18 protein-coding genes are annotated in these 12042 nt (G+C 66.3%); 4 read left to right on the top strand and 14 right to left on the bottom strand.

Annotated elements, in window-relative coordinates; translation table 11 throughout:
- Window positions 1-89: 89 nt before the first annotated feature.
- The 3 genes from VFT73_RS08850 to VFT73_RS08860 are packed head-to-tail and all read right to left on the bottom strand — an operon-like array spanning window position 90 to window position 1784.
- Window positions 90-764, bottom strand: a complete 675-nt coding sequence (locus VFT73_RS08850) for a M48 family metallopeptidase (RefSeq protein ID WP_326409993.1) — start codon at window positions 762-764, stop codon at window positions 90-92.
- Window positions 765-768: 4 nt separating this feature from the next.
- Window positions 769-1209, bottom strand: a complete 441-nt coding sequence (locus tag VFT73_RS08855) for a YcgN family cysteine cluster protein (RefSeq protein ID WP_326410028.1) — start codon at window positions 1207-1209, stop codon at window positions 769-771.
- On the bottom strand, window positions 1197-1784 hold the full coding sequence (locus VFT73_RS08860) for an SCO family protein (protein WP_326409994.1): 588 nt from the start codon (window positions 1782-1784) through the stop codon (window positions 1197-1199). The genes VFT73_RS08855 and VFT73_RS08860 overlap by 13 nt, the downstream gene beginning before the upstream one ends.
- Window positions 1785-1838: 54 nt before the next feature.
- Between VFT73_RS08860 and VFT73_RS08865 the strand changes: the two genes are divergently transcribed.
- Window positions 1839-2435, top strand: a complete 597-nt coding sequence (locus tag VFT73_RS08865; protein WP_326409997.1) for an ankyrin repeat domain-containing protein — start codon at window positions 1839-1841, stop codon at window positions 2433-2435.
- Here VFT73_RS08865 and VFT73_RS08870 read toward each other — a convergent pair whose 3' ends face one another.
- From VFT73_RS08870 to VFT73_RS08920, 11 genes are all read right to left on the bottom strand, one after another.
- Window positions 2436-2882: an MmcB family DNA repair protein gene (locus VFT73_RS08870; protein WP_326409999.1), complete on the bottom strand. Its 447-nt coding sequence runs from the start codon at window positions 2880-2882 to the stop codon at window positions 2436-2438.
- 73 nt (window positions 2883-2955) lie between these two features.
- The gene (locus VFT73_RS08875) at window positions 2956-3621 is read right to left on the bottom strand and encodes a cell wall hydrolase (RefSeq protein ID WP_326410001.1); all 666 of its coding nucleotides are present in this window, start codon (window positions 3619-3621) and stop codon (window positions 2956-2958) included.
- Window positions 3622-3798: 177 nt separating this feature from the next.
- The gene (locus tag VFT73_RS08880) at window positions 3799-4131 is read right to left on the bottom strand and encodes a DUF1491 family protein (protein WP_326410003.1); all 333 of its coding nucleotides are present in this window, start codon (window positions 4129-4131) and stop codon (window positions 3799-3801) included.
- Entirely contained in the window at window positions 4128-4589 is a 462-nt protein-coding gene (locus VFT73_RS08885) for a PaaI family thioesterase (protein WP_326410005.1), read from the bottom strand. Before VFT73_RS08885 ends, VFT73_RS08880 begins: the two co-directional genes overlap by 4 nt.
- Window positions 4579-5043, bottom strand: a complete 465-nt coding sequence (locus VFT73_RS08890; protein WP_326410007.1) for a PTS sugar transporter subunit IIA — start codon at window positions 5041-5043, stop codon at window positions 4579-4581. Before VFT73_RS08890 ends, VFT73_RS08885 begins: the two co-directional genes overlap by 11 nt.
- Window positions 5044-5107: 64 nt before the next feature.
- On the bottom strand, window positions 5108-5689 hold the full coding sequence (gene hpf, locus VFT73_RS08895; RefSeq protein WP_326410009.1) for a ribosome hibernation-promoting factor, HPF/YfiA family: 582 nt from the start codon (window positions 5687-5689) through the stop codon (window positions 5108-5110).
- Between the two features lie 63 nt (window positions 5690-5752).
- On the bottom strand, window positions 5753-6454 hold the full coding sequence (gene dnaQ / locus VFT73_RS08900; RefSeq protein WP_326410011.1) for a DNA polymerase III subunit epsilon: 702 nt from the start codon (window positions 6452-6454) through the stop codon (window positions 5753-5755).
- Window positions 6455-6465: 11 nt separating this feature from the next.
- Window positions 6466-7059, bottom strand: coding sequence for a dephospho-CoA kinase (coaE, locus tag VFT73_RS08905; RefSeq protein WP_326410014.1), 594 nt, complete (start codon window positions 7057-7059; stop codon window positions 6466-6468).
- Window positions 7056-7865 carry a shikimate dehydrogenase gene (locus tag VFT73_RS08910; RefSeq protein ID WP_326410016.1) on the bottom strand — a complete coding sequence of 270 codons (810 nt, stop codon included), beginning with the start codon at window positions 7863-7865 and terminating at the stop codon, window positions 7056-7058. The genes coaE and VFT73_RS08910 overlap by 4 nt, the downstream gene beginning before the upstream one ends.
- A complete protein-coding gene (locus VFT73_RS08915) occupies window positions 7862-8458 on the bottom strand; it encodes a nucleoside triphosphate pyrophosphatase (RefSeq protein ID WP_326410018.1) in 597 nt (198 codons plus the stop codon). The genes VFT73_RS08910 and VFT73_RS08915 overlap by 4 nt, the downstream gene beginning before the upstream one ends.
- Window positions 8449-9267: a pyruvate, water dikinase regulatory protein gene (locus VFT73_RS08920; RefSeq protein ID WP_326410020.1), complete on the bottom strand. Its 819-nt coding sequence runs from the start codon at window positions 9265-9267 to the stop codon at window positions 8449-8451. Before VFT73_RS08920 ends, VFT73_RS08915 begins: the two co-directional genes overlap by 10 nt.
- A 277-nt stretch (window positions 9268-9544) precedes the next feature.
- On the opposite strand from VFT73_RS08920, the gene hemE reads away from it, so the two are divergent.
- The 3 genes from hemE to rho form a co-directional block, all read left to right on the top strand.
- On the top strand, window positions 9545-10570 hold the full coding sequence (gene hemE, locus VFT73_RS08925) for a uroporphyrinogen decarboxylase (protein WP_326410022.1): 1026 nt from the start codon (window positions 9545-9547) through the stop codon (window positions 10568-10570).
- Window positions 10570-11013 carry a CopD family protein gene (locus VFT73_RS08930; protein WP_326410024.1) on the top strand — a complete coding sequence of 148 codons (444 nt, stop codon included), beginning with the start codon at window positions 10570-10572 and terminating at the stop codon, window positions 11011-11013. Before hemE ends, VFT73_RS08930 begins: the two co-directional genes overlap by 1 nt.
- A 135-nt stretch (window positions 11014-11148) precedes the next feature.
- On the top strand, window positions 11149-12042 hold an 894-nt coding region (rho, locus tag VFT73_RS08935; protein WP_326410026.1), incomplete at its 3' end, for a transcription termination factor Rho.

Genomic DNA, 12042 nt, shown 5'->3' on the forward strand with positions numbered 1-12042 from the left:
CCGCGCGATCCGCGTGACCTGCGTGCCTATCCGCCGCAGCCCTCACCGGGCCAGGTACGTGAGCGCGTGCGCAGCCAGCCGCCGCCCGATCAGGGCCGGCCGTATCCGTGAAGCGAAGAGCCGTGCGCGCGCAGCCACGCGCGTGCGGCCGACGGGCTTTCGCCGAGCAGCTGTTCCTCCAGCGCCTTGAATGCGGAACCGTGGTTCATGTGAACGCGGTGCGCGACCTCGTGCGCCACCGTCGAGCGGCGAACGAACGATGGTGCGAGGATCAACCGCCAGCTGTAGCGGATATCGCCGTCCGCCGAACAACTGCCCCAGCGCGAGCGCGTGTCGCCGACACTGACGCGGCGGACGCTCACGCCCGCTTGCGCCGCGAGCGTGCGGGTTTCCGCCTCAAGCACGCGCCACGCCTCCGCCTTCAGCCAGCGCAGCACCCGCAGCTCGAACAGATCGGGCTCGCCGCCGACGCGAAGCTCGTTTTCGTGGCGCCGGACGCCGCGCACAGCGGACATCGATGCAAGCGTGAGCGGCTCGCCGCCAATCTCCAGCCGCACGCCAGGCACCAGGCGCAGGCCGGGCCGGCGCTCTGCAAGCTGCGCCTCGACCCAGGGCCGCTGCTCCTCGGCCCAGGCATGGCCGTGGCGAAGCGAGGCGCGCCGCGGCAGCGTCAACCGTACGGATCCGTCCCGCGGATCGACGCGCAGGCGCATCACGCGCGCGCTTGCGTGGCGCACGACCTTCAGCGGCCTGCCCCCGAACACGGGCTCAGCCTTCGAGAATATGGTCTTCAAGCTCGCCCGCATCGACTTCGGAGATCGTCCAGCCGCGCACCGACATGCCGGCCCGGTGCACCGATTCCGGGTCGCCGCTGTTGAGCGGGTGCCAATCGGCGAGCGGCTTGCCCTCCGCACGCAATCTGTAAGCGCAGGTGTCGGGCAGCCAGTCCAGAGTCGCGGCCAGCTTCGGCGTCAGCCGCACGCATTCGGACACGAAGGCGCGGCGGTGCCGGTAATTGGAGCAGCGGCCGCTGTGCCGGTCCAGCAGCTTGCACGCGACATTGGTCGGAAACAGCTCGCCGGTCACATCGTCCTCGAGCTTGTGGACGCAGCATTTGCCGCAGCCGTCGCAGAGCGCTTCCCATTGCCCGCGATCCAGCGCCTCGAGCGGCAGTTCGTCCCAGAAACGCCCGTCCGTCACCGCACCCAGCGCTTCAGTTCGGCGGCGATCGCCTCGGGCGTGCCGTCCTGCGGGATCAATGCGATCGGATCGCCCTTGGGTCCGAACAGATAAGCGACCCGGCTGTGATTCATCAGATAGTCGGTGGCGCCCGGCTGCTGCTCCTTCGAATAGACAATCGCATATTCCTTCGCGACCTTGGCGATCTGTTCCGGGCTGCCGGTCAGGCCGATCAGCTTGGGCGAAAAGGCGCTCACATATTGCTTCAGGACCGGCGGCGTATCGCGTTCCGGATCGACGCTGACGAAGATCGGCGCGATCTTCGCCGCTATGGCGGGATCGGACCCCTCAAGGAGCTTGTAGCCGGCCATCAGCCGCTGCAGGTCGACCGGGCAGACATCCGGGCAATAGGTGTAGCCGAAATACATCAAGCGATAGCGGCCGTCGAAGTCGCGGTCGCTGACCTGGCGGCCATCCTGGTTCACCAGCGTGAATGGTCCGCCGATCCGCGCGCCGGCCAGCGGCGCCTCTGACGGAGATGCCGCCTGCTGGCCGCAACCGGCCAGGAGGAGGGGAAGGGCGAGCAGGAAGGGGCGGAAGGTCATCGCACATGCAGAAATGCTGTGCTAACCCGCAGCGATCAAGTGCAGGTGGATCAAGTGAAGCTTCGAAACGCGTTTTTGTCCCTGTCGCTGCTGGCCGTCACCGTTGCCGCGCCAGCCAGCGCGCAGTTTTCCGACAGCTATAATTTCCTGAAGGCGGTCAAGGACCGTGACGGCGCCAAGGCCAACGAGCTGCTCGGCAAGGGCGGCCCGAACCTGGTGAACACACCCGATTACTCGACCAATGAGCGCGCGATCCATCTGGTCGCCAAGGACGGCGATCTGCCCTGGCTCGCTTTCCTGCTGAAGAACGGCGCACGAGTCGACGTGAAGGACAATCAGGGCAACACGCCCCTGATCGACGCGGTCCGTTCGGGCTTCATCGAAGGAGCCCGCGTGCTGATCGCCAAGGGTGCTCAGGTGAACGAAGGCAATTCGATGGGCGTGACCCCGCTGATCGTCGCCGTCCAGAAGCGTGACGTGCCGATGGCGCGGCTGCTGCTGAGCGAAGGCGCGGATCCGGCGAAGAAGGACATCGGCAGCGGCATGTCGGCGCGCGAATATGCCGTGCGCGACGGACGCTCCGACGCGATCCTGAAGCTCATGGACGAGATCAAGCCGGCGCCGAAGCGCGGGATCGCCGGCCCGCATTAATCAGCCGAGACTCTCACACTCCGGATCGGTCAGCCCGAGCAGCCGCCGTGCGGCACGGCGGGCGAAATCGAGCGTCGCCGCTTTACGCCGCGGCGCCGGCACCGACGTTTCAGCCGCTTCGCGCGCGATCGCGGCGTCGTAGCGGTCGGCAACGATCAGGCCGGCGAAATCGGGGCTGAATGCCTCGGTTTCGAACGGCGACAGATCGAAACCTTGCGGCACTGCCCAGAAGAAACGATCGCAGTAATCGAGATAATCGCGCCATTTGCCGTCGCCGAGCAGATCGGCGCGCGAGCATTTGATTTCGACGATGATGATCCGCCCGCGCGCGTCCACCGCCATCAGGTCGGCGCGGCGGCCGTTGCCGAGCGGCACTTCGCACAGCGCCACATAATCGTGGCGCAGCAGCAGCCGCGACACGCCACGCGCGACGTCCACCGCGGTCATCGCCGAATGCAAAAGGGCGGGATGGCTTGCCACCCCGCCCTTCTAGAACATCCTGTGAACGCGTGCCAGCGTCTCAGCGATAGAAGACGTGATTGCCGAGCTGGGCGACGCGGACCCGGTTCCAGCCCGGCGAGACGCTCGCGGCGTGAAAGAAGAGCGCGTTAGACGCGCGGCTGTCCCATTCGTCGTTCATCGCGATCTGGGCGATCGCGACCGCGGTTTTCCAGAAGGCGCCGTGGCGCTTGATCGGCGGGAAACGGTGGCCGCGCACGAAGGAGAACTGCCCCTTCTGGAAGACGACCGAGCAAACCGACGGCGGGAAACGGCCGCCCGATTTGGCGCGGTTCAGCACGACCTCGGCGACGGCGAGCTGGCCTTCCAGCGGTTCGCCCTTCGATTCGAAATAGACGGAGGCGGCCAGGCACTCGGTTTCGCGATCGAGCGTTTCCGGCATTACCTGCTCGGAAACCAGCTGATCGAGGCTGCGGGCCTGGATTCGGTCCGAATCATCCTCGTCGTCGGCAGGCGCTGCCGTGATGGCGCTGTCGCTGCTGACGGCGGGAACTTCGGGGAGCGGCTCGACGGCAACGGCCGGAACCGGCTGGGAATTCTGTTCGTTGGACATTGCGGACACGGCATTGGTCACCGTTTCCGCGAAGGATGGGGCGCTGCAGGCGATCCCGAACGCAGTGCAAAGCGTCACAGCCGCGAAAGTCGCGGCGCGATAGATGCGGCTCATTCTTCGTTCGTACTATGCGGTGAGTCGATCGATGGAAGGAGCGCCAAAACACCCGCGCTTCCCCCTGATCTTCCCCCCGACTGCGCTATCGCCCGTGGCGGTGCTTCCGCTTCACGACGATCCGGCGCGTGGCTGGTGCATCGCCTTTCGGGCCGCCGAGCCCGAACGTCAACAAACTCAGGTCATTTCAGCGGCGAACCGTTCAGCGTCCGCGACGTCCAGTTCTATTAACCATAAGTCCGGGTCCTGCGCGCGCCGGCGCCGGATATAGGAGTCGCGATCCGCTGCCGACTCAACATCTTGGGGGCCGCAGGGCGTCCAGCGATAATGCCCGTCCAGGTCGACGGTGCGTTCGAGCAGCGACGTCGTTGTCCCCCGCTCGCTACAGACGAGCAAGATCGCGCCGGCGGTCTCGTCGCCTTTCGCCAGCACCGTCGCGAAGCCGCCGGCCGCTTGGACGCGGCGGAGCAGCGCGTCGATCGTCATCCGGCTGGTCAGGCGCGCGGTCATGACGCGGGCGGCGCATAGCCCTTCAGCGACGACAGCGGAATGCGCGAGCGCATGAAGGTGCCGGTGCCGCGCGCCGCTTCCTCGCCATCGGGCCCGATCAGCCGCGCATCGGCGACGAACACGCGCCTTCGCCCGCTGACCCAGCGCCCTTCGGCCACGACAGGCCCGGCGACGATCGGGCGGGTGAAAAGCAGGTTGAACGCGGTCGTCAGCAGGAAACGGTCGGTGACGAGACTGTTCGCCGCATAAAAGGCGGCGTCGTCCAGCATCTTGAAATAGCCGGTGCCGTGCGCGGCGCCGGCCGCGTGATGATGGCGCGGCTCGATTTCGAATGCGATCCGCGCGACGCCCTCTTCCCGGCTGTGCAGCTGCGAGCGGAACAGCTGGTTGATCGGGGCCGAGGCGTAGAGCGATTCGAGGGCGCGGAAATGCGCCTCCGCACCCGATTCAGGCGGCATCGCGCGTTTCGGTGTGCGCGAACAGCGCGTAAATCGCGTCCGGAGTCACTGCCCCGCGCAGATTGGCGACGAAGGTCCGGTCGCGAAGCCTGCGGCTGACCTGTGCAAGCGCCTTCAGGTGATCGGCCCCCGCGTCCGCCGGAGAAAGCAGCATGAAGGCGAGGTCGATCGGCAGATCGTCGATCGCGCCGTAATCGATCGGCTTCTCGATCCGCACGAACGCGGCCCGGATTCCGTCCAGCCCCTCGATCCGGCCGTGCGGAATCGCAACGCCGCCGCCGAATCCGGTGGTGCCGAGCCGTTCGCGCTCGTTCAGCCGGTCGACCACGTCTTTCGCGGTCAGCCCCATCGTGCGTTCGGCGATGCCGCCGAGCGCCTGGAACAGGCCCTTTTTGTTGGCGACGGGCAGGTCGGCGACGATCGCATTCCCGTCGAGAAACTCGGTCAAATCCATTCGTGCAGGTCCGATGCGGCGCGCGAAGCCTGTGCGTGCGCCTTGAAAGAGGAAAGGGTCGGAATCAGGCGCGTTGCGGCTCGACCCAGCCAATCGTGCCGTCGCCTCGTCGGTAGACCATGTTGAAGGTGCCGGTGGCGCTGTTCTTGAACATCAGCGCGTTGGTGTTGCGAAGATCGAGCATCATCACGGCGTCGGACACGCTGGCATCGGGCACGTCGACCCGCGTCTCTGCGACGATCGGCGGATTGTCGGCCGGCTCCTTGTCCTCGCCGTCCCCTTCAGACACGCTGAATACCGTGTAGCCGGCATTGTCGAACGCGAGTTCGGCGGCGGCCGGCTGGCCGCTCCGGTCGCGCAGCCGGCGCATGTAGCGCCGCATCTGCTTCTCGATCTTGCCGAGCGCGTCCTCGAACGCCGGCTGCGCCTCGATGCCGCGGCTGCCGCCTTTCAGCACCACGCCGTTCGGCACATAGAGAATGATCTCGCAATCGAAGCGGTGATCGTGCGGCCCCTTGCCGAGCGTGACGGTCGAGGAAATCGCGCGCGCATCATATTTGTCCGAAAGCGATCGGATCCGATCCTCCGCATGCGCGCGAAGCGCCTCGCCAACGTCGACCTGATGTCCGGAAACGCGCACGTCCATCCCAACCTCCTTCGTCAGGGCGGGGCGTTTAGGGAAGCGCCCCTGCGAGCGTCAACCTGTGGCTCAGGCGGCCGTTCCCATCGTCCAGACAGGATCGGCGATCTGAGCGAGGAATCGCGCATGCCGCTCCAGCTCTTCAGGCGAAGCGGCGTGCGGCCGCGCCGGGCGGACCGTCCGCGTGATGTCGTAGACGATCGCGTCCTGCTTCACCGCGTCGGCCGCGGCCGGCGCCTCCGCAAGCGACAGGCCGATCTGACGACCTCCGGTCAGCTCGACATAACATTGCGACAGCAACTGCGCATCGAGCAGCGCGCCGTGCTTGATCCGGTGGCTGCGATCGACGCCGAAGCGGGCGCACATCGCGTCCAGACTGTGTTTCGCGCCCGGGAATTTGGTGCGCGACAAGGCCAGCGTGTCGACCATCCGCGAGCGGGGAACATGCAGCCGTCCGCACTCACCGAGTTCGAAGTTCAGGAAAGCAAAGTCGAACGCAGCGTTGTGCGCGACGAGCGGGCTGTCCTCGAGAAAATCGAGCAGCTCCTCGCAGACGTCGCGGAACAGCCGCTGCCCCGCCAGGAACGCATCGCCGAGGCCGTGCACGGCCTGCGCCTCGGGCGGCATCGATCGCTCGGGGTTGAAATAGGCGTGGAATTCGCGGCCGGTCTCGACGCGGTTGATCAGCTCGACACAGCCGATCTCGACCATGCGGTGACCTTCTGAGACCTGGATTCCGGTGGTTTCGGTATCGAAAACGACTTCGCGCATTATGCGCCCGACTATCGGCCTTCGCGTCCCAAGAGACAAGAGACGAGTTGGCGCACCTGGCGGCGCGTGTCCTCATGCGGGACGCCGGTGTCGATGACGAAATCGGCGCGCGCGCGCTTTTCCGCGTCCGGCATCTGCAGGGCCAGAATGCGTTCGAATTTCTCACGTGTCATGCCGGGGCGGGCGAGCACGCGCTCGCGCTGGACCTCCGGCGGAGCAGACACGACCGCGACTGCGGCCAGGCCCGCGCCGCCGGTCTTTTCGAACAGCAACGGGATGTCGAAGACGACCAGCGGAGCGTCCCGGTGCTCGGCGAGGAAGCGCTGCCGCATTTCAGCCACCGCCGGATGGACGATCGACTCCAGCCGCGCGAGCGCTTGCGGATGCCCAAGGACCTGCGCGCCAAGCCTGGCTCGATCGACGCCTTCGGAGCCGGTCGTACCGGGGAAGGCCGCCTCGATCGTGGAAACAAGGGCGCCGCCCGGGCCCTGCAGCGCGTGCACGGCCGCGTCGGCATCGAAAACGGGGACGCCCGCCTCCTCGAACATCGCGGCGACGGTCGACTTGCCCATGCCGATCGAGCCGGTGAGGCCGAGGATCTTCACGCGGTCAGCAACTCGCGCAACTCGTCGTCGCGGTCGCGGGGCGGCGCAGCGTCGAAGAACAACTCGAAGGCGAGCGCTGCCTGGCCGATCAGCATCTCCAGCCCATCGATGGTCTCCAGCCCGCGGTGTTCCGCCGCCTGCAGCAGAGCCGTCTGCAACGGCGCGTAGACGATATCGTACACGATCGCGTCATCCGGCAGGGGAGCGAGCTCGACCTCCAGCGCCCGCTGACCGGCCATGCCGAGCGTGCTGGCGTTGACCAGCAGCGCCGCCGGCGGAAGAGCGCTCCCTAGCGGCGCGACATTGCCCTTCAGCCCGAATGCGGCGAGCAGGCCCGCCGCCTTCAGCGGCGTGCGGTTGAGAATCGTGACCGGCCCCACACCCACCCGCGACAGGGCGAACAGCACCGCGCGCGCCGCGCCGCCAGCACCGATTACGACGACCGGCTTGCCCGACAGGTCCAGCGCAGAGATCGGCGACCAGAAACCGGCAGCATCGGTGTTGGTACCGGCGATTCCACCGCTCTCGTCGCGGAACACGGTATTCATCGCGCCGATCGTGTGGCGGATGCCGCCCGGATCGGGCACATGCGCCAGCGCCGCTTCCTTATGCGGCACCGTGATGTTGCATCCGCGCCAGTCCCGGTCGGCGCGCCGCTGCTCGAAATAGCCGGCCAGCTCGTCCGGCCGCACATGGCAGCGCCGATATTCCGCCTGGATGCCGAGTGCATCCAGCCAGAAGCCATGGATCAACGGCGACTTGGAGTGCGCGATCGGGTCGCCGATCACCTCTGCAAATGCAGTCATGACGCCAGAATCCCGCGTGTGCGCAGATAGTCTAGCACCGGCAGCAGCGGCAGGCCCATGACGGTGAACTGGCTGCCTTCAATCCGCGAGAAGAGTTGCACGCCCGGTCCCTCGACGCGGTACACGCCGACGCACCACTGCACCTCCTCCCATTCGCGGTCGAGATAGGTGTCGATGAAGCTATCGGAGAGCGGGCGGACATGCATTGTCGCGCGATCGACGAAACGCCAGACGGGCTGGCCTCCTTCGGCGATCACCGCCGCGCTGTAGAGATAGTGGCGCCGGCCGGACAGCAGCCGGAGGTGCTCGGCTGCCTGTTCGCGATTCACCGGCTTGTCGAGCAGCCGCCCGTCCTGAAGCTCGACGATCGAGTCAGAGCCAAGCACCAGCGCGCCCGGGTCTCGGCTGGAGACCTTTACCGCCTTCAGCTCGGCGAGCGCGTCGGCCACATCCCGCGTCAGACATCCCGCCGCGCGCAGGCTCGCCTTCGCCGCTTCCTCGTCGACAGCGGGCGACAGCGCCTCGAACGGCACGCCGGCCGCGTCGAGCATCGCGCGGCGGCTGGCCGATCCGGACGCGAGGATCAGGCGCATTGGCGCCGCTCGTTGCACAGATTGATGATCGCGGCCGCCGTTTCCTCGATCGAGCGGCGCGTCACGTCGATCACCGGCCAGCCATTGTCGGCGAAGATGCGCCGGGCGAACGCCACTTCGCGCGCGACTGCCTCCTGGTCGACATAGTCGGTTTCCGGCGCCTGGTTCAGCGACAGCAGCCGGTTGCGGCGCACCGCGATCAGCCGCTCGACATTGGTGGTGAGGCCGACGACCAGCGGATGCTTGAGCCGGAACAGACTCGGCGGCGGCGGCGATTCGACGACCAGCGGGATGTTTGCGACCTTGTAGCCGCGATTGGCGAGATAGATGGAGGTCGGCGTCTTCGACGTGCGCGAGATGCCGGCGAGCACGATGTCCGCCTCTTCCCAATTCTCCCAGCCGATTCCGTCGTCATGGGCGATCGTGAACTGGATCGCGTCCACGCGCGCGAAATAGGCGGCGTCGAGCGCGTGCTGGCGGCCGGGCCTGGCGACCGCCGTCTGGCCGAGCATGTTCGACAAGGCATCCGTCACCGGATCGATCGCGCCGACCGCCGGCAGGCCAAGCGCACGGCAGCGCTGCTCGAGCGTCCGCCGCGTGTCCGGATTGACCAGGGTGAACAGCACAAGGCCAGGATTCTGCGCGATTTCTTCGAGAATCCGCTCGAGATTGGCGCCGGAGCGGATCATCGGCCAGAAATGCTTGATCGTCTCGACGCCTTCGAATTGGGCAAGCGCCGCCTTGGCGATCGTCTCAAGCGTTTCACCGGTCGAGTCCGACAGGAGATGGAGGTGGAGCCGGGTGGTCACGGCATATCCCTGTGGAAAAGCGGCCGGAGAGGCAAGCGGGTTGATCGGGGAGCCGGATTCACGCGCAATCGCCGATCCGTCTCCAACAGCTCCGCCCACAGCCGGAAAAAGTCATTCGACCGCTGTGGATTGCGGGGAATGACCCCACGAATCGGGAACCTTTTGCGATTCCCGCAGAGTCAAATTGTTGGCAGAGTCCGGGGAACCGCCTAAGTCCCCGTCACCCGCGCTCCCACATCTTCCATCATCCTTTAAATTAGAATCCTGGAAAGAAGAGATGACGAGCGACCGTGCCTTGTTGAACGTGCTTCGCGGCGAACGGCGCGACCCGCCCCCGATCTGGCTGATGCGCCAGGCCGGGCGCTATCTGCCCGAATATCGCGCGCTGCGGGCGGAGAAGGGCGGGTTCCTGGAGCTGGTCAACGACAGCGAGGCGGCCGCAGAGATCACGCTGCAGCCGATCCGCCGCTTCGGCTTCGACGGCGCGATCCTGTTCTCCGACATTCTCGTCATTCCGCACGCGCTGGGGCAGAAGCTCGAATTCCTGGCCGGCGAAGGCCCGAAGCTGTCACCGCGGCTGCTCGACGCGACGCTCGACCAGCTGAGCGCTGAGCCTGAGCCGCTTGAGCCGGTCTATGGCACCGTGGGCCGCGTGGCGGCTCAACTGCCGCCGGCCGCCACCTTTCTGGGCTTTGCCGGCAGTCCCTGGACAGTCGCCACCTATATGGTCGCCGGCGAAGGCAGCCGCGAGCAGGCGGAAGCGCGGCGCTTCGCCTATCGCGACCCGCAGGCGTTCGGCGCGATCATTGCGGCGATCGAAGCGGCGACGGTCGATTATCTGTCAAAGCAGGTAGAGGCTGGCGTGCACGCCGTGCAATTGTTCGACAGCTGGGCCGGGAGCCTCTCGCCCGCGCAATACGAGCAATGGGTGATCGCGCCGACCGCGCGGCTGGTCGCGGCCCTGAAGGCGCGGCACCCGGACACGCCGATCATCGGCTTCCCGAAAGGATCGGGCGGCAAGCTGCCGGCCTATGCGCGTGAGACCGGCGTGGACGCGATCGGGTTGGACGAAACCGTCGATCCGCAATGGGCGAACGCCGCGCTTCCCGACGACCTTCCCGTGCAGGGCAATCTCGACCCGCTGGCGCTGATTGCCGGCGGGGACGCGTTGACCAGGGCAACGCAACGTATCCTTGACGCGTTCGCCGGCCGCCCGCACATCTTCAACCTCGGACACGGCATCCTGCCCGACACGCCTATTCCGCATGTCGAGCAGCTGCTGGCGCAGGTTCGGGGAGGCTGATGCTTGGAGTTCTGGAATTGTCCTATCTCTGGCTGAAGGCCGCGCACATCGTCTTCGTCATCTTCTGGATGGCCGGGCTGTTCATCTTCCCGCGCTATCTGGTGCACCATCAGGAAGCGCTTGGCCGCGCGGACGAGGCGGCAGCCTGGGTGGAACGCGAGGCCAAGCTTAGAAAAATGATCCTGACCCCGTCGCTCCTCGCGGTCTGGGGATTCGGGATCGCGCTTGCGACCGCGGGCGATCTGTGGAGCCAGGGCTGGCTTCACGCCAAGCTGCTGATCGTCCTGCTGCTGAGCGGCTTTCACGGCTGGGCCGTAGGTTATTCGAAGCGGCTGGCCCGGGGGGAAGCGCGCCTCTCCGCGCGTCGGCTCCGCATGCTGAACGAACTGCCCGCACTCGCGGTCGTGCTGATCGTCTATCTGGTGGTCGTGAAGCCGTTCTGATCCGCTTGACTTGGAAAAAGCGGCTCCCTAACTCGCAGCGAAGCCGTGCAGCCGCTTTCCTGGCTGTGCGTTCTCCCCAGATCGTCGTTTCCTGCCCGATCTCCCCCATCCAAAATCCAGCCGTCCGAGCTTCCGATGCACCTTAAAGACCTCAAGAAAAAAGCGCCCGCCGATCTGGTCGAGCAGGCGGAGCAGCTCGGCGTCGAAGGCGCGTCGACGCTGCGCAAACAGGATCTGATGTTCGCGATCCTGAAGGCCGAGGCCGAGAACGGCGCGCAGATCATGGGCGAGGGCACGATCGAAGTGCTGCCCGACGGCTTCGGCTTCCTGCGCAGCCCCGAGGCGAATTATCTTGCCGGCCCCGACGATATCTATGTCTCGCCGAACCAGGTTCGGAAATTCGGCCTGCGCACCGGCGACACAGTCGAGGGCGAGGTCCGCGCGCCCAAGGATGGCGAGCGCTATTTCGCGTTGACCAAGCTGAACGCCGTCAATTTCGACGATCCGGATGCGGTCCGCCACCGGGTCAATTTCGACAACCTTACGCCGCTCTATCCGGAGCAGAAGCTCGATCTCGATCCCAAGGACCCGACGATCAAGGACAAGTCGGCGCGGGTGATCGACATCATCTCACCCCAAGGCAAGGGCCAGCGCGCGCTGATCGTCGCGCCACCGCGGGTCGGCAAGACCGTGCTGCTGCAGAACATCGCGCGCTCGATCACCGCCAATCACCCGGAAGTCTTCCTGATCGTGCTGCTGATCGACGAGCGGCCGGAGGAAGTCACCGACATGCAGCGCAGCGTGAAAGGCGAGGTCATTTCCTCCACTTTCGACGAGCCGGCGCAGCGCCACGTGCAAGTCGCTGAAATGGTGATCGAAAAGGCCAAACGCCTGGTCGAGCACAAGAAGGACGTGGTGATCCTGCTCGATTCGATCACCCGCCTCGGCCGCGCCTACAACACCGTCGTGCCGAGCTCGGGCAAGGTGCTGACCGGCGGCGTCGACGCGAACGCGCTGCAGCGGCCGAAG

Source organism: Sphingomonas sp. (genome assembly GCF_035758555.1).
In the GTDB taxonomy this organism is placed as follows: domain Bacteria; phylum Pseudomonadota; class Alphaproteobacteria; order Sphingomonadales; family Sphingomonadaceae; genus Sphingomonas_B.